This is a genomic window from Streptomyces sp. NPDC015139 (assembly GCF_043079785.1).
In the GTDB taxonomy this organism is placed as follows: Bacteria; Actinomycetota; Actinomycetes; order Streptomycetales; family Streptomycetaceae; genus Streptomyces; species Streptomyces albidocamelliae.
Genome location: NZ_JBIBUW010000011.1, coordinates 72687 through 94805 on the forward strand (window position 1 = coordinate 72687; position 22119 = coordinate 94805).

General features: G+C 70.9%; 20 protein-coding genes. 10 read left to right on the plus strand and 10 right to left on the minus strand.

Annotated features, from left to right (window positions below):
• Nucleotides 1–112 precede the first annotated feature (112 nt).
• The 6 genes from ACF08B_RS27465 to ACF08B_RS27490 all read right to left on the minus strand — a co-directional run bounded on the left by ACF08B_RS27465 (nucleotide 113) and on the right by ACF08B_RS27490 (nucleotide 7357).
• On the minus strand, nucleotides 113–1543 hold the full coding sequence (locus ACF08B_RS27465) for an NAD(P)/FAD-dependent oxidoreductase (RefSeq protein WP_392319853.1): 1431 nt from the start codon (nucleotides 1541–1543) through the stop codon (nucleotides 113–115).
• A gap of 22 nt (nucleotides 1544–1565) precedes the next feature.
• A complete protein-coding gene (locus ACF08B_RS27470; RefSeq protein ID WP_093474286.1) occupies nucleotides 1566–2366 on the minus strand; it encodes an ABC transporter permease in 801 nt (266 codons plus the stop codon).
• Nucleotides 2367–3296, minus strand: coding sequence for an ABC transporter permease (locus ACF08B_RS27475; protein WP_392319854.1), 930 nt, complete (start codon nucleotides 3294–3296; stop codon nucleotides 2367–2369).
• A 2-nt stretch (nucleotides 3297–3298) separates the two neighbouring features.
• The gene (locus ACF08B_RS27480) at nucleotides 3299–4465 is read right to left on the minus strand and encodes an ABC transporter ATP-binding protein (RefSeq protein ID WP_093474289.1); all 1167 of its coding nucleotides are present in this window, start codon (nucleotides 4463–4465) and stop codon (nucleotides 3299–3301) included.
• Nucleotides 4462–5709, minus strand: a complete 1248-nt coding sequence (locus ACF08B_RS27485) for a spermidine/putrescine ABC transporter substrate-binding protein (RefSeq protein ID WP_392319855.1) — start codon at nucleotides 5707–5709, stop codon at nucleotides 4462–4464. The genes ACF08B_RS27480 and ACF08B_RS27485 overlap by 4 nt, the downstream gene beginning before the upstream one ends.
• A gap of 112 nt (nucleotides 5710–5821) precedes the next feature.
• Entirely contained in the window at nucleotides 5822–7357 is a 1536-nt protein-coding gene (locus tag ACF08B_RS27490; protein ID WP_392319856.1) for a gamma-aminobutyraldehyde dehydrogenase, read from the minus strand.
• A 209-nt stretch (nucleotides 7358–7566) separates the two neighbouring features.
• Here ACF08B_RS27490 and ACF08B_RS27495 point away from each other — a divergent pair, with 209 nt between their 5' ends.
• A complete protein-coding gene (locus ACF08B_RS27495; protein WP_392319857.1) occupies nucleotides 7567–8130 on the plus strand; it encodes an NADAR family protein in 564 nt (187 codons plus the stop codon).
• Between the two features lie 177 nt (nucleotides 8131–8307).
• Here the strand turns inward: ACF08B_RS27495 and ACF08B_RS27500 are convergent, their stop codons facing one another.
• Nucleotides 8308–9441 (minus strand): DUF4190 domain-containing protein, encoded by a 1134-nt coding sequence (locus ACF08B_RS27500; RefSeq protein WP_392319858.1) that lies wholly within the window; start codon nucleotides 9439–9441, stop codon nucleotides 8308–8310.
• Nucleotides 9442–9516: 75 nt separating this feature from the next.
• Between ACF08B_RS27500 and ACF08B_RS27505 the strand changes: the two genes are divergently transcribed.
• Both ACF08B_RS27505 and ACF08B_RS27510 read left to right on the plus strand, forming a co-directional pair.
• Nucleotides 9517–10683, plus strand: a complete 1167-nt coding sequence (locus ACF08B_RS27505; protein WP_392320035.1) for an adenosine deaminase — start codon at nucleotides 9517–9519, stop codon at nucleotides 10681–10683.
• A 34-nt stretch (nucleotides 10684–10717) separates the two neighbouring features.
• On the plus strand, nucleotides 10718–11404 hold the full coding sequence (locus ACF08B_RS27510; RefSeq protein WP_392319859.1) for a glycerophosphodiester phosphodiesterase: 687 nt from the start codon (nucleotides 10718–10720) through the stop codon (nucleotides 11402–11404).
• Nucleotides 11405–11447: 43 nt separating this feature from the next.
• Here the strand turns inward: ACF08B_RS27510 and ACF08B_RS27515 are convergent, their stop codons facing one another.
• From ACF08B_RS27515 to ACF08B_RS27525, 3 genes are all read right to left on the minus strand, one after another.
• A complete protein-coding gene (locus ACF08B_RS27515) occupies nucleotides 11448–11975 on the minus strand; it encodes a hypothetical protein (RefSeq protein WP_392319860.1) in 528 nt (175 codons plus the stop codon).
• An 89-nt stretch (nucleotides 11976–12064) separates the two neighbouring features.
• Nucleotides 12065–13258 carry a PotD/PotF family extracellular solute-binding protein gene (locus tag ACF08B_RS27520; RefSeq protein ID WP_392319861.1) on the minus strand — a complete coding sequence of 398 codons (1194 nt, stop codon included), beginning with the start codon at nucleotides 13256–13258 and terminating at the stop codon, nucleotides 12065–12067.
• A 303-nt stretch (nucleotides 13259–13561) separates the two neighbouring features.
• Complete coding sequence (locus tag ACF08B_RS27525; protein ID WP_392319862.1) at nucleotides 13562–15001, minus strand: gamma-aminobutyraldehyde dehydrogenase; 1440 nt, start codon at nucleotides 14999–15001, stop codon at nucleotides 13562–13564.
• 205 nt (nucleotides 15002–15206) lie between these two features.
• On the opposite strand from ACF08B_RS27525, the gene ACF08B_RS27530 reads away from it, so the two are divergent.
• From ACF08B_RS27530 to ACF08B_RS27560, 7 genes are all read left to right on the plus strand, one after another.
• A complete protein-coding gene (locus ACF08B_RS27530; protein WP_073890070.1) occupies nucleotides 15207–15725 on the plus strand; it encodes an Lrp/AsnC family transcriptional regulator in 519 nt (172 codons plus the stop codon).
• A 2-nt stretch (nucleotides 15726–15727) separates the two neighbouring features.
• Nucleotides 15728–17092: an aspartate aminotransferase family protein gene (locus tag ACF08B_RS27535; protein WP_392319863.1), complete on the plus strand. Its 1365-nt coding sequence runs from the start codon at nucleotides 15728–15730 to the stop codon at nucleotides 17090–17092.
• Between the two features lie 199 nt (nucleotides 17093–17291).
• Nucleotides 17292–18032 carry an ABC transporter ATP-binding protein gene (locus ACF08B_RS27540; RefSeq protein WP_093474300.1) on the plus strand — a complete coding sequence of 247 codons (741 nt, stop codon included), beginning with the start codon at nucleotides 17292–17294 and terminating at the stop codon, nucleotides 18030–18032.
• The gene (locus ACF08B_RS27545) at nucleotides 18014–19486 is read left to right on the plus strand and encodes a hypothetical protein (protein WP_392319864.1); all 1473 of its coding nucleotides are present in this window, start codon (nucleotides 18014–18016) and stop codon (nucleotides 19484–19486) included. The genes ACF08B_RS27540 and ACF08B_RS27545 overlap by 19 nt, the downstream gene beginning before the upstream one ends.
• A 113-nt stretch (nucleotides 19487–19599) precedes the next feature.
• On the plus strand, nucleotides 19600–20007 hold the full coding sequence (locus ACF08B_RS27550) for a VOC family protein (protein ID WP_093480665.1): 408 nt from the start codon (nucleotides 19600–19602) through the stop codon (nucleotides 20005–20007).
• A gap of 37 nt (nucleotides 20008–20044) precedes the next feature.
• On the plus strand, nucleotides 20045–21172 hold the full coding sequence (locus ACF08B_RS27555; protein WP_392319865.1) for an LOG family protein: 1128 nt from the start codon (nucleotides 20045–20047) through the stop codon (nucleotides 21170–21172).
• Nucleotides 21173–21331: 159 nt separating this feature from the next.
• A complete protein-coding gene (locus ACF08B_RS27560) occupies nucleotides 21332–22021 on the plus strand; it encodes an LAETG motif-containing sortase-dependent surface protein (RefSeq protein WP_392319866.1) in 690 nt (229 codons plus the stop codon).
• Nucleotides 22022–22119: the final 98 nt, after the last annotated feature.

Genomic DNA, 22119 nt, shown 5'->3' on the forward strand with positions numbered 1-22119 from the left:
CTCCCTCTCTCGTGCGACGCGGTGGCGTCGGGGAGAGAGAGGGAGGCTTTGCGCAGGGCATTACGCGACTTCCGCGCCCTCTTTCGAGTGAGGTGGGGCACACCCCACGGGATCAGCTGTCGAAACCGAGCCCCAGCCGGTCCATCGTCCGCAGCCACAGGTTGCGGCGGCCGCCGTGCGCGTCCGCGCGGGCGAGGGACCACTTGGTGAGGGCGATGCCCGTCCAGGCGAACGGCTCCGGCGGGAACGGCAGCGGCTTCTTGCGCACCATCTCCAGCTCGGTCCGCTCGGTGCGCTCCCCGTCCAGCAGGTCCAGCATCACGTCGGCACCGAACCGGGTCGCGCCGACACCGAGGCCGGTGTAGCCGGCCGCGTACGCGACCTTCCCCTGGTGGCCGGTGCCGAAGAACGCCGAGAAACGGGAGCAGGTGTCGATCGCGCCGCCCCAGGCGTGTGTGAAGCGCAGGCCCTCCAACTGCGGGAAGCAGGTGAAGAAGTGGCCCGCGAGCTTGGCGTACGTCTCCGGCCGGTCGTCGTACTCGGCGCGCATCCGGCCGCCGTACGGGTAGATCGCGTCGTAGCCGCCCCACAGGACGCGGTTGTCCGCGGACAGCCGGAAGTAGTGGAACTGGTTGGCGCTGTCGCCCAGCCCCTGCCGGTTCTTCCAGCCGATCTCCGCCAGTTGGTCGGCGCTCAGCGGCTCCGTCATCAGCGCGTAGTCGTAGACCGGCACGGTGTACGAGCGCACGCGCCGCAGCAGGCTCGGGAAGATGTTCGTACCGAGCGCGACCCGGCGGGCGCGGACGGCGCCGTACGGAGTGCGGACGGCCATGCCGGCGCCGTAGCTCTTCAGGGTCAGGGCGGGCGTGTGCTCGTAGACCCGGACACCGAGCCTCATGCACGCCTGCTTCAGGCCCCAGGCCAGCTTCGCCGGGTGCAGCATGGCCACACCGCGGCGGTCCCACAGGCCCGCCTCGAAGGTGGGCGAGTTCACCTGTTCGCGCACCGCGTCGGTGTCCAGGAACTCGACACCGTCGGCGAGCCCCTTCTCCGTCAACTGGCGGTGCCAGTCGCGCAGTTCCCCGGCCTGGTAGGTCTCGGTGGCGACGTCGATCTCACCGGTGCGCTCGAAGTCGCAGTCGATGTCGTGCCGGGCGACCGCCGCCTCGATCTCGTCGAGGTTGCGGCGGCCCAGCTCCTCCAGCTTGCCGATCTCGTCCGGCCAGCGGCTGAGGCCGTTGGACAGGCCGTGGGTCAGGGAGGCGGCGCAGAAGCCGCCGTTGCGGCCGGAGGCGGCCCAGCCCACCTCGCGGCCTTCCAGCAGCACCACATCGCGCTGCGGGTCGCGCTCCTTGGCGTTGAGCGCGGTCCACAGTCCGCTGTAGCCGCCGCCGACGACCAGCAGGTCGCAGGTGTCGGTGCCGGTGAGAGCGGGCTCGGCGGGGGGCTTGCCGGGGTCTTCCAGCCAGTACGGGACCGGCTGGGCTTCGGAAAGAGAGGCGATCCACTTGTCTTCACCACGGCTCATGGCGCTCGTGGCCATGATTTCAACTCCCTACAGGGGCTTATGCCTTTTGCTTGTTGCGGCGGTTGCTGATGACCATCGAGGTCAGGACGAACAGTACGGCGAGGAGGAACATGGCCGTACCGATGACATTGATCTGAACGGGCGTTCCGCGCTGCGCCGAACCCCACACGAACATGGGGAACGTGACGGTCGAACCGGCGTTGAAATTGGTGATGATGAAATCGTCGAAGGAGAGCGCGAAGGAGAGCAGCGCGCCCGCGGCGATTCCGGGTGCCGCGATGGGCAGGGTGACCCGCAGGAAGGTCTGCGCGGGGCCGGCGTACAGGTCGCGGGCCGCCTCCTCCAGGCGCGGGTCCATCGACATCACGCGGGCCTTGACCGCGACGACGACGAAGCTGAGGCAGAACATGATGTGCGCGATCAGGATCGTCCAGAAGCCGAGCTGCGCGCCCATGTTCAGGAACAGCGTGAGCAGCGAGGCCGCCATGACGACCTCGGGCATGGCCATCGGCAGGAAGATCAGCGAGTTCACGGCGGAGCGCGCGCGGAAGCGGTAGCGGACCAGCGCGAAGGCGATCATGGTGCCGAGGAGCGTGGCGCCGACCGTCGCCCAGAAGGCGATCTGGAGGCTGAGGGAGAGCGAGCCGCACATGTCGGCGACACCGCACGGGTCCTTCCAGGCGGCAGTAGAGAACTGCTGCCACTCGTAATTGAAGCGCCCCTTCGGCTTGTTGAAGGAGAACACCGTGACGACGATGTTCGGCAGCAGGAGGTAGGCGAGTGTGCAGAGCCCGGCGATGACGACGAGATTGCGCTTGAGCCAGTTGACGAAGGGCATTTAGACCAGATCCTCCGTCCCGGACCGGCGAATGTAGATCGTGACCATGGCCAGGATCGCGGCCATGAGGATGAAGGAGAGCGCGGCCGCCGTCGGATAGTCCAGGATGCGCAGGAACTGCGTCTGGATCACGTTTCCGATCATGCGGGTGTCGGTGGAGCCGAGGAGTTCGGCGTTGACGTAGTCGCCGGCCGCCGGAATGAAGGTCAGCAGGGTTCCCGAGACCACACCGGGCATCGACAGCGGGAAGGTCACCTTGCGGAAGGTGGTGAACGGCTTGGCGTACAGGTCGCCGGCCGCCTCGTGCAGCCGCCCGTCGATCCGCTCCAGCGAGGTGTAGAGCGGCAGGATCATGAACGGCAGGAAGTTGTACGTCAGACCGCAGACGACCGCCAGCGGTGTGGCGAGGACGCGGTCGCCGGCCGTCCAGCCGATCCAGTCGGTGAGGTCCAGGACGTGCAGCGAGTTCAGGCCGTGCACGACCGGGCCGTTGTCCGCGAGGATCGTCTTCCAGGCCAGCGTGCGGATCAGGAAGCTGGTGAAGAACGGCGCGATCACCAGGATCATGATCAGGTTCTTCCAGCGGCCGGCGCGGAAGGCGATCAGGTACGCGAGCGGGTAGCCCAGCAGCAGGCACAGGACCGTCGCGGCGGCGGCGTAGAACACCGAGCGCAGGAACTGCGGCCAGTACTCGGCGAGGGCGTCCCAGTAGGTCGCGAAGTGCCAGGTGACCTTGTAGCCGTCCTCCAGGGAGCCCGTCTGCACGGAGGTGGAGGCCTGGTAGATCATCGGCAGCGCGAAGAAGACGATCAGCCACAGCAGGCCGGGCAGCAGCAGCCAGTACGGGGTGAGCCGGCCGCGCTTGCGCGCGGGCTTCTTCGCGGGTTCCGCGGCCGCGAGGGGCGGGGGCGCTTCTTGGAGCGTCGACATGGTTACGCGGCCTCTTCCTCGACGGTCTCCACGCCGGCGTCGATGTCCTGGGCCGCGTCCAGGCCGAAGGTGTGGGCCGGGCTCCAGTGCAGGACGACGTCGGCGCCGGGCAGGAGACGGCCGTCGCGCTCGACGTTCTGCACGTACACCGCGAACTCGTCGCAGACCGGGGTGTCGATCACGTACTGCGTGGAGACGCCGATGAAGCTGGCGTCGGCGATCTTGCCGGTGAGGCGGTTGCGGCCCGCCGGGATCTCCCCCGCGTCGTCGGCGTGGGTGAGCGCGATCTTCTCGGGGCGGATGCCGACCAGCACCTTGCCGCCGGCCGTCGTCGGCGCCGAACAGCGCGCCTCGGGCAGCACCAGCTTGCCGCCGCCGGCCTTGAGCACGATGTCGTCGCCGTTCTTCGTGTCGATCTCCGCCTCGATGAGGTTGGAGGTGCCGAGGAAGTTGGCGACGAAGGTGGTCTGCGGGTTCTCGTACAGGTCGGTGGGCGCGCCGAGCTGCTCCACGCGGCCCGCGTTCATCACGGCGACCGTGTCGGCCATGGTCATGGCCTCCTCCTGGTCGTGCGTGACGTGGACGAAGGTGATGCCGACCTCGGTCTGGATGCGCTTGAGCTCCAGCTGCATCTGGCGGCGCAGCTTCAGGTCGAGGGCGCCGAGGGGCTCGTCGAGGAGGAGCACCTTCGGGTGGTTGATCAGCGCCCGTGCCACGGCGACGCGCTGCTGCTGGCCACCGGAGAGCTGGTGGGGTTTCTTCCGCGCCTGCTCGCCGAGCTGGACCAGTTCCAGCATGTCCTCCACCTGCTTCTTCACGCTCTTCAGGCCGCGCCGGCGCAGGCCGAAGGCGACGTTCTCGAAGATGTCGAGGTGCGGGAAGAGGGCGTAGGACTGGAAGACCGTGTTGACCGGCCGCTTGTACGGCGGCAGGTGGGTGACGTCCTGGTCACCGAGGTGCACCGTCCCGGAGGAAGGTTCCTCCAGGCCGGCGATCATGCGCAGTGTGGTGGTCTTGCCGCAGCCGGAGGCACCGAGCAGGGCGAAGAAGGAGCCCTGCGGCACGGTCAGGTCCAGCGGCTGTACGGCGGTGAAGGCACCGTACGTCTTGGAGATACCGGAGAGGCGGACGTCGCCGCTGTTGTCTGGTGTCGTCTTCATCGTCGTCACGCCCCTGTGAGCTTCGCGAACTTCTCTTCGTAGGCCGTCTCTTCCTTCGGGCTCAGGGAGCGGAAGGCATGGGACTTCGCCTGCATGGCCTTGTCCGGAACGATCAGCGGATTGTTCGCCGCGTCCTTGTCGATCTTCGCAAGGTAGGGCTTCACGCCCTCGACCGGAGACACGTAGTTGATGTAGGCGGCGAGCGCGGCGGCCTGTTCGGGCTCGTAGTAGAAGTCGATCAGCCGCTCGGCGTTCGTCTTGTGCCGCGCCTTGTTGGGGACGCACATGTTGTCGGTCGACGTCATGTAGCCGCTGTCCGGGATCACGAAGTCCACGTCCGGGCTGTCCGCCTTGAGCTGGACCACGTCGCCCGCCCAGGCGACACAGGCCGCGAGGTCGCCCTTGGTGAGGTCGGACGTGTAGTCGTTGCCGGTGAAGCGGCGGATCTGCCCCTTGTCGACGGCCTTCTGCAGACGGGCGATCGCCGCGTCGAAGTCGTCGTCGGTGAACTTCGCCGGGTCCTTGCCCATGTCGAGCAGGGTCATGCCCATGGAGTCGCGCATCTCCGACAGGAAGCCGACGCGTCCCTTGAGCTTCGGGTTGTCGAGCAGGTCGGAGACCGACCGCACCTCGACGCCGTCGAGCGCCTTCTTGTTGTAGGCGATCACGGTCGAGATGCCCTGCCAGGGGTACGAGTACGCCCGCCCGGGGTCCCAGTCCGCGTCGCGGAACTGGGGCGAGAGGTTGGCGTAGGCGTGCGGCAGGTTGGACGGGTCCAGTTTCTGGACCCAGCCGAGGCGTATCAGCCGGGCGGCCAGCCAGTCGGTGAGGACGAGGATGTCCCGGCCGGTGTCCTGGCCCGCGGCGAGCTGCGGCTTGATCTTGCCGAAGAACTCGTTGTTGTCGTTGATGTCCTCGGTGTACTTGACCGTGATGCCGGTCCGCCGGCGGAAGGTGTCGAGCGTCGGGTGGCCCTTGCCCTTGTCGTCGACGTCGATGTACTCGGTCCAGTTGGAGAAGTTCACCACCTTCTCCCGCGCCGAGTGGTCCTGGGCTGACATGCCGCCCGCGGTCTTGCCCGCGGCGGGGATGCCGCAGCCGCTCAGCGCTCCGATACCGCCGGCCGCGAGCGCGCCGCCCGCGGACACCCGCAGCAGCGATCGGCGGGTCATGGCGGCCCGGCCGTTGCGCAGGCTGCGGCGCATGGCGGCCACTTGGGCCGGGGTCAGGCGGTCGGGCTCGTACTGCTCCATGCTCGTGGTGCCCTTTCGGGAGGGGAGGGGTCGGCCTGGTCGGGGCCGGGGTCTTCACACCCGGCGGCAGCCGCTGTCCGTGCCGTCCGGCTCGCGCCGGGCGCGACGGCTGCTACCGGTCCCCGAAGATCGTGCGGTGCCAGTCCTTGCGGGCCTGCGCGGTGTTGTCGAACATTACGTGCTTGACCTGCGTGTACTCCTCGAACGAGTACGCCGACATGTCCTTGCCGAAGCCGGACGCCTTGTAGCCGCCGTGCGGCATCTCGCTGATGATCGGGATGTGGTCGTTGATCCAGACGCATCCGGCCTTGATCTCGCGGGTGGCCCGGTTCGCCCGGTAGACGTTGCTGCTCCACGCGGAGGCGGCGAGGCCGTAGGGAGTGTCGTTGGCCAGCCCGATGCCCTCATCATCACTGTCGAAAGGCAGTACGACCAGTACAGGACCGAAGATCTCCGACTGGACGATCTCGCTGTCCTGCGCGGCGTCGGCGATCAGGGTGGGCCGGTAGTAGGCGCCGGCCGCGAGGTCGCCCTCGGGCGCTTCGCCGCCGGTCACCACGCGCGCGTAGGCCCGCGCGCGGTCCACGAAGCCGGCGACCCGGTCCCGCTGGACGTGCGAGATGAGCGGTCCGAGGTCGGTGCCGGGGGCGAAGGGGTCCCCGAGCCGTACGGTCTCCATCAGCGCGGCCGTCCGCTCGACGAAGGCCTCGTACAGCGGGCGCTGCACGTACGCGCGCGTGGCGGCCGTGCAGTCCTGCCCGGTGTTGATGAGCGCACCGGCCACGGCCCCGTGGACGGCGGCCTCCAGGTCGGCGTCTTCGAAGACGACGAAGGGGGCCTTGCCGCCCAGCTCCAGGTGCAGCCGCTTGACGGTGGCGGTGGCGACCTCGGCGACGCGCTTGCCGACCGCGGTGGACCCGGTGAAGGAGGTCATGACGACGTCGGGGTGCCCGACGAGGTGCTCGCCGGCCTCCCTGCCGGTCCCCGTGACGATGTTGACTACCCCGTCCGGGATGCCCGCGTCCGTCGCGGCCTGCGCGAAGAGCAGCGAGGTGAGCGGCGTCAGCTCGGCCGGCTTCAGCACGATGGTGTTGCCCGCGGCGATCGCCGGGAGGATCTTCCAGGCGGCCATCTGCAGCGGGTAGTTCCACGGCGCGATCGACCCGACGACACCGATGGCCTCGCGCCGTACGTACGAGGTGTGGTCGCCGGAGTACTCACCGGCTGACTGCCCCTGCAGGTGCCGGGCGGCGCCCGCGAAGAACGCGGTGTTGTCGACGGTCCCCGGCACGTCGAACTCGCGGGTGAGCTTCAGCGGCTTGCCGCACTGGAGGGACTCGGCGCGGGCGAAGTCCTCGGCGCGGTCGGCGAGTACGGCGGCGAACCGGTGCAGCGCGTCGGAGCGCTCACCCGGGGTGGCGCCGGACCAGCCCGGGAAGGCCGCGCGTGCGGCGGCCACGGCCGCGTCGACGTCGTCGGGGCCGGCCAGTTCGTAGGTGTACACCTCCTCGCCGGTGGCCGGGTCGACCACGGTGTGGGTGCGGCCCGAGGTGCCCTTGGTCAGCCGGCCGGCGATGAACTGCGCGCCGTCGGCGAAGCGGTCCTGTGCGGGAAATCGTTCCGGGGTGACGCTGCCCGGGTTGTGCATGTCGCTCTCCTCCGCCGTTCGCCCCGTCCCGGAAGGCGGGTGGCGTAGCTCCAGCTCGATTTGAGTGCCGATCCTGACAGAGCAAGGGCACTCCAACAAGTGATTCCGTTGTTGCCTTTTGGTTACGCGACGGAATCTGTCGACCAGGTGTCGAGTCGGGAAGGAAAAGGGCGGACGGAGTGTCAGTGGTACGTGCCAGACTCGCATGCATGGGGAAGATCGACGGGGTTGACGCCCTGATCAGGGAGGTCCGGGCGGGGGCGCGGATCAGGTATCTGCACTTCTGGGGGCACCGGCCGCGGCCGGGCGGCAGCATCGGCGCGAGCTGTCTGAGCCAGTGGTGGCCGTCACCGTTCGTGGTGGACGGCGTGCACTACGCGACGGCCGAGCACTGGATGATGGCCGCCAAGGCCCGGCTGTTCGGGGACGCGGAGGCGGAGCGCCGGGTGCTGGCCGCCACGCACCCCGCGGAGGCCAAGAAGGCCGGGCGGCTGGTGCGCGGCTTCGACGACGCGGTGTGGGAGCGGGAGCGCTTCCGGATCGTGGTCGAGGGCAGCGTGCACAAGTTCGCGGCCGACGACGCCCTGCGTATGTACCTGCTGGGCACCGGCGCCCGGGTCCTGGTGGAGGCCAGTCCCGTGGACCGTATATGGGGCATCGGCCTCGCCGCGGACGACCGGGCGGCCTTCGACCCGGAGCGCTGGCGCGGCCCGAACCTGCTGGGCTTCGCACTGATGGAGGCGCGGGAGAGACTGGCGGGCGCGGGGGCCTGACGCGAGGGGGCGGGCCCCGGCGCGGGGCTGCCCTTCTCGGCTCGGCGCGGGGCTGAACCCGATCTCAGGCCCGGCGCCGGTGCGGCAGGGCCCCGGCCGTCGGGACCGGCTCCGTCCGCGACTCCGCCGCGACTCCGCCTCGGGTGACGACCGCGCGCCCCTGCCCCGGTCGCCCGCTCAGATGGCGAACGCGATGACGAAGGCGAACAGTCCGAGGACGAGGACGATGCCCGCGACTCCGCAGATGATGCCGGCCAGGGCCACGCCCGGGTTGGTCGCCTCGCCCCGGTTGGCCTTCCCGCGGCCGATCGCGCCGAAGATGATCGCCAGGACACCCAGCACCAGGGCCACCGGCCAGAGCAGGAAGCCGACCGACGCCAGGATGCCCAGCACCAGCGAGGCCGTACCCATGCCGTCGCTCGGGGGCGCCTGCATACCGGGCCAGCCGTAGCCGTTCGGAGCCGGGTAGGGGCCGCCGTAGGGAGGCTGGGGCTGCGGCTGCCCGGGGTAGCCGTATCCCGCGGGCCCGCCCGGATACCCGTACGGCACCTGTCCGGGACCGTCGGGGGCGATGGGCGGCGGAGGTACCGCTTCCGCTCCCCCGTGCGGCGCGACGGGCGCCGGCGGGGCGAAGGGGTTGCCGGTCGCCGCCGGGGACGGCGGGGCGAAGGGGTTCGCCGGGGCTGCGGGCGGCGGGTACGAACCGGCGGCCGAGGGAGCCGGCGGGGCGAACGGATTCCGCTCAGGCGCGGAGGCGTGGGGCGCGGCCGGACCGGCCGGGGAGACAGGGGGACCAGCCTGGGGCGCGGCGGGTCCGGACGGAGGTGCGTACGGGTCCGCCGCGGGCGCATACGGATGTGCCGCGGGCGCGTACGGATGTGCCGGAGGTGCGTACCCGTTGTCCGGGGCTGCGTACGGGTTGTCCCGGGGTGCCGTCGGACCCGCCGGAGTGGCCCATGGCGCGGGCGCGGGCGCGGCACCGGCGGGGTTTCCCGGCGCTCCGGGCGCCGATATGAGCGTCTGCTGGTCGTGCACGGACCCGGGGGCCGGGGCGGAGACGGCGGGGGCCGGCCCGGATCCCCGGTGTCCCGCCGCGAAGGAGTTCGGCTGTCCCGCGCCCGTCGAGCCGTACTCGGGCGCGGCCGACCGGTCGGCGGGCGGAAGGGAGTCCCGCACGTCGCCGGAGCCCGGGACCGGGTCCCGCACCGGCGCCGGGGCGTCGGCCTCCTTGCCCAGGGACACCCGAGGCGGCACCGGCCCCGCTCCGGTGGGCTGCTCCGGTGGCGTGGACTGCGGCACCTCGTCGGACATGGTGGAAGACCCCTTTGGTGGACGTCCCGTCCGTGCTGGACGTCCCGTCATGCTACGGGCCGCCGGGGCCGGTCGCTGGCCGGGGCCTACGATGATCCCGCGTCATCGATCAGCCGATCACCGCGCCGCGACGGACCTCGCTCCGCAGGCGCCTGCCCCGGGGAGGACCCCATGACCGACAGCAGTTCCGTGCCCGCCGCCGGCACGCCCGACCGCGATCTGCGCACCTTCATCGCCGGACTGCCGAAGGCCGAACTGCACGTGCACCACGTCGGCTCCGCCTCCCCCCGCATCGTCTCGGAACTGGCCGCACGCCACCCCGACTCCAAGGTGCCCACCGATCCCGAGGCCCTGGTCGACTACTTCACCTTCACCGACTTCGCGCACTTCATCGAGGTGTACCTGTCGGTCGTCGACCTCATCCGCACCCCGGAGGACGTCCGGCTGCTCACCTACGAGGTGGCCCGTGACCTGGCCCGTCAGCAGGTGCGGTACGCCGAGCTGACCATCACCCCCTTTTCCTCCACCCGTCGCGGCATCGAGGAGACCGCGTTCATGGCCGCGATCGAGGACGCCCGCAAGGCGGCCGAGGCCGAGTTCGGGACCGTACTGCGCTGGTGCTTCGACATTCCCGGCGAGGCCGGCCTGGAGTCGGCGGAGGAGACCGCGCGGCTCGCCACCGACGACCGGATCCGCCCGGAGGGCCTGGTGTCGTTCGGCCTCGGCGGACCCGAGATCGGGGTGCCCCGGCCGCAGTTCAAGCCGTACTTCGACCGGGCCATCGCGGCCGGCCTGCACTCCGTCCCGCACGCCGGTGAGACGACCGGACCGGAGACGGTGTGGGACGCGCTGCGGGAGCTGGGTGCCGAGCGCATCGGGCACGGGACCAGCTCCGCGCAGGATCCCGCGCTGCTCGCCCATCTCGCCGAGCACCGCATCCCGTTGGAGGTCTGCCCGACCTCCAACATCGCGACCCGGGCGGTGCGCACCCTCGACGAGCACCCGATCAAGCAGTTCACCCGGGCCGGGGTGCTGGTCACGATCAACTCGGACGATCCGCCGATGTTCGGCACCGACCTCAACAACGAGTACGCGGTGGCCGCCCGCCTTCTCGAGCTGGACGAGCGCGGCCTCGCCGGCCTCGCCAAGAACGCCGTGGAGGCGTCCTTCTTCGACGCGCAGGGCAAGGCGCGGATCGCGGCCGAGATCGACGCGTACACCGCGGCCTGGCTCGCCCCCTGACCGGGGCCGCGGGGCACCCACCACAATGGGGGCCATGCAGACCGTGACCGCCGTGGCCCACCGCGGCGACCCCTACCGCTTCCGCGAGAACACGATTCCTTCGCTGCGTTCCGCGCTCGACCAGGGCGCGGACGCGGTGGAGGTCGACGTACGACTCACCCGTGACGGCGTGCCCGTGCTGCTGCACGACGCGACGCTGGAGCGGCTGTGGCGGCACGACCGGCCGCTGCTCGCGCTGTCCGCCGAGGAGGTGCGCGGACTCACGGCGGGCGGTGTGCCGACGCTGGCGGAGGCGCTGGCCGCGACCGGGGACAGCCGGATGATGCTGGACCTGTGCGGGCGGGTCGACCGCCGGATCGCGGACCGGGTGGTGGACGTGGTCCGGCAGACCGGGGCGCAGGACCGGGTCTACTACTGCGCGGGCGCCGAGGCGATGCTCGCCGTCCGTGCCGCGGACCCCGGTGCGGAGATCGCCCTGACCTGGACGAGCCTCGCGCCACCACGGGCCGCCGTCCTGGACGCGGTGCGCCCGCGCTGGCTCAACTACCGCTTCTCCCTGGTGAACCGGGAGCTGGCGGCCCGGGTCCACCGCGGCGGCCGGCTGCTGTCCGTCTGGACCCCGGACACCCGTCGCGCCATGCGCCGCCTGCTGGACCTGGGCGTCGACTCGATCACCACGAACCGGATCGACGCGCTGGAGGCGCTGCGCGACGGCGGCTGACGGGACGGTACGGCCGTGCGGCGCACGCCGCACGGCCACGGATCTAGCCGACGGCCGCAGCCGGCAGGGCCGTCGGCGCGCCGAGCGCCTCCAGCCGCTTGATCTTCTTCCGTACGACGTACAGCGGGACGACGCCGAGGATCCCGAAGGACATGTCGATCAGGGTCCACCAGAAGGGGATCCCCCGGACCGGTCCGCACGCGAGGGCGAGCGGGATGATCCCGGCGCAGGCGATCATCCCGAACTCGATCACCCAGATGTTGCGGACCGGGTCGCGGTAGGGGCCGTAGAAGGCGACCGCGATGACGAGGTGGGCGAAGGCGAGCCAGTCCGTCCCGTACAGCACGAACGGGTACTCGGCGTCGACCGTGTCGAGCCCGTCCCGCACCCGGGAGATCCACTCCATGAGCCCGGGCAGCAGGTCGGGTACGGACAGCGCCCGCAAGGCGCTCTCGGTCCAGCGCAGTTCGTGCACCAGGGGGAAGGCGGTGGCCCCGCTGAGGACGAGGCACACCACGAAGATGACCAGCCAGACGCGAATGCCCTTGAGCAGGGCGGCTCTGTCGCTCATGGCAGCAGCGTACGCCTCCATTTGAACGCGTTCAAAACGCAATCGCCCCGCCTCTGGGCCCACCTCCGCCGCAGAGCCGACCTCCGCTGTCAGAGCCCCACGATCCCGTTCCACCGTTTCGCGAAGTCCACCCGTTCCTCGGACGTGATGTCGCGGGCGACGGCCAGGCGGGACCGCATCTCGGAGTCGGGGAAGATCAGGGTGTTGTCGGCGAGGGCCGCCGTGTCCTTGTCCTTGTCGGCGGCCAGGATCTCGCGGGCCGCCGGAACCGGGCAGACGTAGTTGACCCAGGCGGCGAGCCGCGCGGCGACCGCGGGGTCGTAGTAGTAGTCGATCAGGCGCTCGGCGTTGGCCTTGTGCCGGGCCCGGTCGGGGATCATCAGGGAGTCGGCCCACAGCTCGCCGCCCTCCTCGGGCACGAGGAAGTGGATGTCGGGGTTGTCCGCCTGGAGCTGGATGACGTCGCCGGAGTACGCCTGGCAGGCCAGCACGTCCCCGCTGACCAGGTCCTTGGTGTAGTCGTTGCCGGTGAAGCGGCGGATCTGGCCTGCGTGGACCTCCCGTTCCACCTGGTCGCAGACCCGGTGGAAGTCGTCCGCGGTCCACCGGGTGATGTCCACCCCGTTTCCCTGCATGAGCAGCGCGAACGCCTCGTCCAGGCCGGACAGCAGGGTCACCCGCCCCTTGAGGTCGCTCGCCCAGAGTTCCTTCACGTGCCGTATCTCGCGGCCGAGCTTGCGGCGGTTGTAGGCGATGCCGGTGATGCCGGACTGCCACGGCACGGTGAACCGGCGGCCCTTGTCGAAGGCCGGCGCGCGCAGCAGCGGGTCGAGGTGTGCCGCGACGTTGGGCTGGGCCGCGCGGTCCATCTCCTGCACCCAGCCCAGGTGGACGAAGCGCGCGCACATCCAGTCGCTGGTGACGATCAGGTCCCGGCCGGTCGACTGGTGGTTCATCAGCGCGGGGCTGATCTTGCCGAAGAACTCGTCGTTGTCGTTGATCTCCTCGACGTAGTCCACGGAGATCCCGGTGCGCTTCTCGAACGCCTCCAGGGTGGGCCGCCGGTTGGGGTCGTCGTCGTCCGTGTCGATGTACAGCGGCCAGTTCGCCCACTTCAGCTTCTTGTCGGCCGCGGACTCGTCGGCCACGGCCCGGTCGCCGGGCCCGACGTAGGCGGCGGGGACGCCGCAGCCGGTCAGGGCACCGAGCACGGCGGTACCGCCGAGCGCGGCCAGAAGGGAACGGCGGGACAGCGCGGAGGTACGGGAGGAAGTCTGGGGCACCGGGGAAGCATGCCGCTCCGCTCGGTGGACGGGCAATCGACGCAGCGTCGAGCGGGACGGGCCCTGTCCGACACCCTGTCGATCACCGCGCGGGGCCGGGCAGCAAGGCTCCGCGGCGAGCAGCGGAGCGCCCGCGCAGGGCAGACCGCCGGCCGAGAAGCAGAGCCCCGGCTCACGGCACACCGCCCCGGCGAGCCGCAGAGCCCTCCCCCGGGCCCGGACGGGAAACACGCGGCCCCCGGACGGGGAGGTGCCCCGTCCGGGGGCCGGAGCCGGCGCGGTTCCGCTCGAACCGCGGCGGGTCTACTCGCCGAGCGACGTCATGACGTGCTTGATCCGCGTGTAGTCCTCGAAGCCGTACGCCGACAGGTCCTTGCCGTAGCCGGACTTCTTGAAGCCGCCGTGGGGCATCTCGGCGACCAGCGGGATGTGGGTGTTGATCCACACGCAGCCGAAGTCGAGCTTCTTGGACATGCGCATCGCGCGGGAGTGGTCCTTGGTCCACACCGAGGACGCGAGGGCGTACTCGACGCCGTTGGCCCACTCGACGGCCTGGTCCTCGTCCGAGAAGGACTGGACGGTGATGACCGGACCGAAGACCTCGTTCTGGATGATCTCGTCGTCCTGCCTGAGGCCGGAGACGACGGTCGGGGCGTAGAAGTAGCCCTTGTCGCCGACCCGCTGGCCGCCCGTCTCGACCTTGGCGTGGGCCGGCAGGCGGTCGATGAAGCCGGTGACCTGCTTGAGCTGGCTGGGGTTGTTCAGCGGGCCGTAGAGCACGTCCTCGTCGTCCGGCTGCCCGGTCTTCGTCTCGCCGGCGGCCTTGGCGAGCGCGGCCACGAACTCGTCGTGGATGGACTCCTGGACGAGGACGCGGGTCGCGGCCGTGCAGTCCTGGCCGGCGTTGAAGAAGCCCGCCACCGAGATGTCCTCGACGGCCTTGGCGATGTCGGTGTCCTCGAACACGACGACCGGGGCCTTGCCGCCCAGCTCCAGGTGGACGCGCTTGACGTCCTTGGAGGCGGACTCGGCGACGGACATGCCCGCGCGGACGGAGCCGGTGATGGAGGCCATCGCCGGGGTCGGGTGCTCGACCATCGCGCGGCCCGTGTCGCGGTCGCCGCAGACGACGTTGAAGACGCCCTTGGGGAGGATCGAGCCGATGATGTCGGCGATCAGGACGGTCGACGCGGGGGTCGTGTCCGACGGCTTCAGGACGACGGTGTTGCCCGCGGCGATGGCCGGGGCGAACTTCCACACGGCCATCATCATCGGGTAGTTCCACGGCGCGACCTGCGCGCAGACGCCGACCGGCTCACGGCGGATGATCGAGGTCATCCCCTCCATGTACTCGCCGGCCGAACGGCCCTCCAGCAGCCGGGCCGCACCCGCGAAGAAGCGGATCTGGTCGACCATCGGCGGGATCTCCTCGGAGCGGGTCAGCCCGGTCGGCTTGCCCGTGTTCTCCACCTCGGCCGCGATCAAGTCCTCGGCGCGCTCCTCGAACGCGTCCGCGATCTTCAGAAGGGCCTTCTGACGCTCGGCCGGCGTCGTGTCGCGCCAGGCCGGGAAGGCGCGGGCGGCGGCCTCCATGGCGGCGTCGACGTCCGCCTGTGCGGACAGCGGCGCGGTCGCGTACGCCTCGCCCGTCGCGGGGTTGACCACGTCGGTGGTCCGTCCGTCGGCGGCGTCCCGGAACTCACCGTCGATGTAGTTGCGCAGACGACGCAGCTCGGTGCTCACTGCCGGCCTCCTGATCTGGTTCGAGGGTTCGAGCTGTCCAGCGCGGTCAGCCGGTCCGGCTGTCCGATCACTGAGACACCCCACCCTAATCCGCCGGCCCACGTTTTCAACACCCCCGTCGGCCCTCCTTCTGCGAAATCCGCAAGACTGGGAGTCGCAAACAACGAATTTCATCGCCACGGCCTTGCAAAACTGTCGAGACGTCGTGCAGAGTGAGGTCGTGGCCAGTCGAAGCGCAGACCAGAGGGACTCGTCCCGCGAGTCCAGGAACGGCACTCCCCAGCTGGATGCCGTCTCCCTCGCCATCATCCAGCAGCTCCAGGAGGACGGCCGCCGGCCGTACGCCGCGATCGGCAAGGCGGTCGGCCTGTCCGAGGCGGCCGTGCGCCAGCGCGTCCAGAAGCTGCTGGACCAGGGCGTGATGCAGATCGTCGCCGTCACGGACCCGCTCACCGTGGGCTTCCGCAGGCAGGCGATGGTCGGCGTCAACGTCGAGGGCGATGTCGAGTCCATCGCGGACGCGCTGACCGGCATGTCGGAAGTCGAGTACGTGGTGATGGCCGCGGGCTCGTTCGACATCCTCGCCGAGATCGTCTGCGAGGACGACGACCACCTGCTGGACGTCATCAACAAACGCATCCGGGCGCTGCCCGGCGTGCGCTCCACCGAGAGCTTCGTCTACCTCAAGCTCAAGAAGCAGACCTACATGTGGGGAACCCGATAACCGTGAGTTCAAAGGACCTCAGCAAGACCGCGTACGACCACCTGTGGATGCACTTCACCCGCATGTCCTCGTACGAGAACTCCCCCGTCCCGACCATCGTCCGGGGTGAGGGCACCTACATCTACGACGACAAGGGCAAGCGCTACCTCGACGGTCTCGCGGGCCTGTTCGTGGTCCAGGCCGGCCACGGCCGCACGGAACTCGCCGAGGCCGCCAGCAAGCAGGCCCAGGAACTCGCCTTCTTCCCGGTGTGGTCCTACGCCCACCCCAAGGCCGTCGAGCTGGCCGAGCGCCTCGCGAACGAGGCCCCGGGCGACCTGAACAAGGTCTTCTTCACCACCGGCGGCGGCGAGGCGGTCGAGACCGCCTGGAAGCTCGCCAAGCAGTACTTCAAGCTGGTCGGCAAGCCCACCAAGTACAAGGTCATCTCCCGCGCGGTCGCCTACCACGGCACCCCGCAGGGCGCCCTGTCCATCACCGGCCTGCCGGGCCTGAAGGCCCCCTTCGAGCCGCTGGTGCCGGGCGCGCACAAGGTGCCGAACACCAACATCTACCGCGCGCCGCTCTTCGGTGACGACCCGGAGGCCTTCGGCCGCTGGGCCGCCGACCAGATCGAGCAGCAGATCCTCTTCGAGGGCCCGGACACCGTCGCCGCGGTCTTCCTGGAGCCCGTGCAGAACGCCGGCGGCTGCTTCCCGCCCCCGCCCGGCTACTTCCAGCGCGTGCGCGAGATCTGCGACCAGTACGACGTGCTGCTGGTCTCGGACGAGGTCATCTGCGCCTTCGGCCGCCTGGGCACGACCTTCGCCTGCGACAAGTTCGGCTACGTCCCGGACATGATCACCTGCGCCAAGGGCATGACCTCGGGCTACTCCCCGATCGGCGCGTGCATCGTCTCGGACCGGCTCGCCGAGCCGTTCTACAAGGGCGACAACACCTTCCTGCACGGCTACACCTTCGGTGGCCACCCGGTGTCCGCCGCGGTGGGTCTCGCCAACCTCGACCTGTTCGAGCGCGAGGGCCTCAACCAGCACGTGCTCGACAACGAGGGCGCCTTCCTGCAGACCCTGCAGAAGCTGCACGACCTGCCGATCGTCGGCGACGTCCGCGGCAACGGCTTCTTCTACGGCATCGAGCTGGTGAAGGACAAGCACACCAAGGAGTCCTTCAACGACGAGGAGACCGAGCGCGTCCTGTACGGCTTCCTCTCCAAGGCGCTGTTCGACAACGGCCTCTACTGCCGTGCCGACGACCGTGGCGACCCGGTGATCCAGCTCGCCCCGCCGCTGATCTCCAACCAGGAGACCTTCGACGAGATCGAGCAGATCCTGCGCGCGACGCTGACGGAGGCGTGGACCAAGCTCTGATCCCGATCCGTCCGATCAGCTGATCAACACCGGCCCCGGTGCCACCCGTTCGAGTGAGAACGGCGGCCCGGGGCCGTGTGCTGTCCGGCCTCCCTGGTAGGGCTGCCTAGCGTTCCAGTGACCGATCGGCCCAGCCCTCGTTCCCCCGCACGGGGGAACGGGCACCGGGAAAACGGATCAGAAGCGAGGTGTTACGCCCATGGAGGCCCCGCCGGACAACGACGTGCTCTGGGCACGCTCCCTGCACTTCACCCACCCCGACGGCTCCCCCGGACTCACCGGTGTCTCGCTCGGCGTCCGGGAGGGCGAGATCCTCGCCGTCAGCGGCCCGCGCGGCAGCGGCAAGACCACCCTGCTGCGCTGTCTGTCCGGCCAGGTGCCGGTGCGGCGCGGCGAGGTCTGGTTCAACAGCGCGCCCGTGCACACCCTGGGCCCGATCGCCCGGGAGAGGCTGCGCCGGGACCGTTTCGGCTGGATCGACCCCGAACCGGTCCTGGTGCCCGAGCTGAACGTGTGGGAGAACGCCGCGCTTCCGCTGATGCTGCGCGGGGCCGGCCGCCGACGGGCCAAGGTGGCCGCGCTGGAGTGGCTGGAGCGCCTGGACGTCGGCGACCGGGTCCGCAACCGCCCGCACGAGCTGCGACACTCCGAACGCCAGCGCGTCGCCATCGCCCGCGCGCTCGCCCCCGCCCCCACGGTCCTCTTCGCCGACGAACCGACGGCACCGCTGCACCGCGCCGACCGCGGCCACGTCCTGCGCACCCTGACCGCGGCGGCCCGTTCGCACGGCATCACCGTCGTCCTGGCCACGCACGACGCGGAGACGGCCGCCCTGGCCGACCGTACGGTCGCGCTGCTGGACGGGCGGAGCGTCCGAACCGTGCACCTGCCCGAAGCCGCCGGCACGGAAGGCCGGGCGGCGTGCTCGCTCTCCGTCTGACCCGCGCCGCCCGCCCCGCCGTACAGCTGCGCCGCCTGCTGGTGGCCGCCGCCTCGGCGGGCACCGGCTTCCTCCTCCTGTCCTGCCTCGGCTACGCCCTGGACCGCCCCGAGGCGGCGGGGGGCGGCGCGCTGCGCCTGGCCTGGTGCGCGGTGCCGCTCGCCGCCACCGTGTACTTCGCCCTCGCGGTGGCCCGCACCGACCCCGGCACCCGGCCACGCCCGGGGCTCTCCGCCGTCGGCCTCGGCCCGGCCCGTCTGATGGCGATCTCGGCGCTGACCACGGCCCTGTCCTGCACGGTCGGCTCGCTGCTGGCGCTGCTGTTCTTCCTGCATCTGCGCGGCGACCTGAAGGGCCTGCCCCTCGACGGCGCCGCCGCGGACTTCCTCGCCGCCGGCCGGCCCCTCCCCGTCCCGGCGGCCCTGACCCTGCTGGCCCTGGCACCCGCGGTCGCCTCGGCCACGGTCGCCCTCGCCTTCCGCCCGACGGACCCCCGCCCCGCTCCCCGGGGCGCGCTGCGGCTCGGCCGCTTCGGGGCGCACGGCCGCGCGGCGGCGAGGGACACCTTCGGGTCGTACGGCAGGTTCGGGACCGGCACCCGGGCACGGGCGGCCGGCACCGGGCCGGACGCGGCCGAGGGGCGCTCCGCGGGCGGCCGTGCCACCCGGGCGGCGGAGACCCCGCGCGAGCGCGGCCGGACGTCGGCGCTGGTGGGTGCGGACGGCACCGTCTCCGCCCCGGACGGCACCCTGCCGGCGCCGGGTGCCGCGGCGGACGACGAGCCCACGGGCGAGGACACGGGCCCGGACGGCGCCGAGGTCACGCCCCCCGCGGTCACGGTCCCCGCGCCGGTCGGCAAGGTCCCCGCGGATCTGCCCTGGGGCATCGCCCTGCTCGCCGCCGGCCTGACCGTCCACGCGTACGCCGGCCGGTCCGGCCCCGCCCCGTCCCTCGCCACCCTGCCCGGCGAGGCCGTCACGGTGCTGCTCGGCTGGCTGCTGACGACCGTCGGTTTCGTCCTCGCCGCCCCCGGCCTCACCCACCTCTGCGGCCTGCTCCTGCAGTGCGCGCGTCCCGGTGCGCTCCGGCTGCTCGCCGGCCGTGTCCTGATGTCCGAGGCCGGCCGGATCGGCCGCCCCCTCGGCGTGGTCTGCGCGGTGGCATCGGCCGGCTACGCCATGACCTCGCTGTACTCCGGCTCGGCGGCCTCCTTCGGCCCGCTCACCGCCCTCGGCGCGCTCCTCGTCGCCGGCTGCACGGTCGCGACCCTGCTCACCGCGGCCGTCGAGGCCCGCCAGTGCCGCGCCGACACCATCGCGGCGCTGCTCCGGCTCGGCGCGCCGGCCGGCATGCTGCGCGGCGCGGCCGCCCTGCGCGTGGCCGCCCTGCTGGCCCTGTTCGGCCCGCTCACCATGGCGATCGCCGCCCTGGCGGCGCTCCCGGCGGCGCGCTGACCGGCCCGGCCGGAAAAGTTGGCCGCCGGCCGCCGATGAGTTCGGCGCGGGCCGCCGGTCTATCCACCGACCGCGAACACCGCGGCCGGAACACCCCGACGGGAGACGCCTCCATGTACCAGCAGATGATCTTCGTGAACCTGCCCGTGAACGACCTCGACGCCTCGAAGAAGTTCTTCACGGAGCTGGGCTACACGATCAACCCGCAGTTCAGCGACGAGAAGGCGGCCTCGGTGGTGATCAGCGACACCATCGTCGCGATGCTGCTCACCAAGCCGTTCTACTCGACCTTCACCAAGAAGGAGATCGCCGACGCGACGACGACCAGCGAGGTGCTGATCTGTCTGAGCGCCGAGAGCCGCGAGAAGGTCGACGAGCTGGTCGACCGGGCCATCGCCGTCGGCGGCACGGCGAGCGGCGAGACCCAGGACCACGGCTTCATGTACGGCCGCTCCTTCGACGACCCCGACGGCCACACCTGGGAGGTCGTGTGGATGGACCCGGCCGCGGTGCAGGGCTGACCCTCCCCCGGCCCAACAGCCGTGCCAGCATGGGCGGGTGCACCCGACACCCGCCCAGCCGCACCGCGCCGCCCCGGACCGCGAGATAGAGTCCCTCGCCGAGTTCGACGAGGTGGTCGCCGCGCACGGCTCACTCGCCCGGTTCCGTATACAGGCGGTCGACCTGACCGGCCGCACCGCCGACCTCCTCCGCCTCGACGCCACCGGCGCCGTCTTCCTCGGCTGCCCGATGAGCCCCGAGGCCGCCGCCCGGGTCCGGTCGTCCGGCGCCCTGGTCTTCCCGCCCGTCCCGGGCCTCCCCTTCGATCCGTACCGCGGCTTCGTCTACTCACCCGACGAACTCTTCGAGTCCCTGGCGGAGGGGTACGAGGCGACGCCGGACGCCCGGGCCTACGCCTGGTTCCAGCGGACGAAGGCCGACGGTGACGTCTTCTCCTCCATGCTGCGCGCCGTCCACGACGACGCCGTCTCCGACGCCCTGGACGAACTCCTCGTCGGCGGCGCCCGGGTGGTGGGCGTCATGGGCGGTCACGCGATGGAACGCGGGACCACCGCGTACGCCGGTGCGGCCCGGCTCGGCCGCGAGCTGACCCGCGCCGGATACACCGTCGCCACCGGCGGCGGACCGGGCGCGATGGAGGCCGCCAACCTCGGCGCGTACACCGCCCCCTTCGCCGACAGCATGCTCGACGAGGCCCTTCGCCTGCTCGCCAAGGCGCCCTCGTTCCGGCCGTCCGTCACGGACTGGGCGCGGGCCGCCTTCGAGGTGCGCGAACGCTGGCCCGGTGGCGGGGAGTCGGTGGGCATCCCCACCTGGTTCTACGGCCACGAGCCGCCGAACGCCTTCGCCTCGCACCTCGCCAAGTACTTCGCCAACGCGACCCGCGAGGACGGACTCCTGGCCCGCTCCAACGCCGGTGTGGTCTTCCTGCCGGGCGCCGCCGGGACCGTACAGGAGATCTTCGACAACGCGACCCCGAACTACTACGAGTCACGCGGGGAGCCGACTCCGATGGTGCTCGTGAACGAGGCCCACTGGACGACGGAGTTGCCGGCCTGGGGGTTGCTGCAAGCGCTGGCGCGGGGCCGTGCGATGGAGTCCCGAATCGCCCTCGTTGACCGGATCGAGCACGCCGCGGACACGATCAAACGTCTGGGCAGTTAATAAGACGGCAAAGCCAACGGTTGTTGACGGCATATGCATTGACACTGCTTACGGAGCGCTTATAGACCTGTGAGCCTCTTGGGGGTGCTGGGGCCTCACCTCATCCTTCGCCCCAACACCCTGTAAACCCCCCGCAGTTATGCTCTGTAAAGGACAAACGTGTCCATAACTCGCCGCAGCGTACGCCGTTCCGTGCGCATCCTCGGTGTTGCGTCCGCCTCCGCCGCGGTGGTGCTGGGTCTGTCCAGCTCCGCTCTCGCGTGCAACATCCGTGACTTCAAGGCCGAAGCCAAGTGCGACGGCGAAAAGGGCCTCATCGTCGTCACCGACACCGACGCCTCCCGCGTCAAGGCCACCGTCACCGTCTTCCTGGAGGGTGACGGCGGCGTCGAGACCAAGGTGGGCGAGCAGGAAGCCACCGGTTCGAAGGAGGGGACCCAGGTCTCCTTCCCGGAGAACTGGAAGCCCGACGCGACCTACCGCGTCCACATCAAGGCCGGGAAGATCGTCGACGAGGACATCAAGCCCGACCTGGTGACCCAGTCGACCGCCTGCAAGACCGAGGAGAGCAAGTCTCCGACGCCGACGGCCCCCACCAAGCCGTCGCCGTCCGAGTCCACCCCGGCCGAGTCGGCGACGCCGACCCCGTCGGAGTCCGAGTCGAGCTCCGCCCCGGCGGGCACGTCGAGCAACGCGCCGTCCCCGGCGGCCGGTGACTCGAACCTCGCCGAGACCGGTGCCAACTCCAACACCGGCCTGATCGCCGGTGTCGCGGGCGCCCTCGTCGTCGTCGGCGGTGGCGCGGTCTTCTTCGGCATGCGCCGCCGTGGGACGCGCGGCAACGGCTGACGCCCTCCCGTACGGCACCGCGGCCCGTCCTCCTATCCCCAGGGGGCGGGCCGCGGTCCTGTCCGACGCGAGCGGGTCCAGGCCGTGAAGCCGGCCGG

Coding starts and splice junctions, on each gene's coding strand:
- ACF08B_RS27465 (WP_392319853.1), bottom strand. CDS start 1,543: ATGGCCACGAGCGCCATGAGCCGTGGTGAAGACAAGTGGATCGCCTCT.
- ACF08B_RS27515 (WP_392319860.1), bottom strand. CDS start 11,975: ATGAGCGACAGAGCCGCCCTGCTCAAGGGCATTCGCGTCTGGCTGGTC.
- ACF08B_RS27550 (WP_093480665.1), top strand. CDS start 19,600: ATGTACCAGCAGATGATCTTCGTGAACCTGCCCGTGAACGACCTCGAC.
- ACF08B_RS27485 (WP_392319855.1), bottom strand. CDS start 5,709: ATGGAGCAGTACGAGCCCGACCGCCTGACCCCGGCCCAAGTGGCCGCC.
- ACF08B_RS27510 (WP_392319859.1), top strand. CDS start 10,718: ATGCAGACCGTGACCGCCGTGGCCCACCGCGGCGACCCCTACCGCTTC.
- ACF08B_RS27495 (WP_392319857.1), top strand. CDS start 7,567: ATGGGGAAGATCGACGGGGTTGACGCCCTGATCAGGGAGGTCCGGGCG.
- ACF08B_RS27540 (WP_093474300.1), top strand. CDS start 17,292: ATGGAGGCCCCGCCGGACAACGACGTGCTCTGGGCACGCTCCCTGCAC.
- ACF08B_RS27475 (WP_392319854.1), bottom strand. CDS start 3,296: ATGTCGACGCTCCAAGAAGCGCCCCCGCCCCTCGCGGCCGCGGAACCC.
- ACF08B_RS27490 (WP_392319856.1), bottom strand. CDS start 7,357: ATGCACAACCCGGGCAGCGTCACCCCGGAACGATTTCCCGCACAGGAC.
- ACF08B_RS27470 (WP_093474286.1), bottom strand. CDS start 2,366: ATGCCCTTCGTCAACTGGCTCAAGCGCAATCTCGTCGTCATCGCCGGG.
- ACF08B_RS27500 (WP_392319858.1), bottom strand. CDS start 9,441: ATGTCCGACGAGGTGCCGCAGTCCACGCCACCGGAGCAGCCCACCGGA.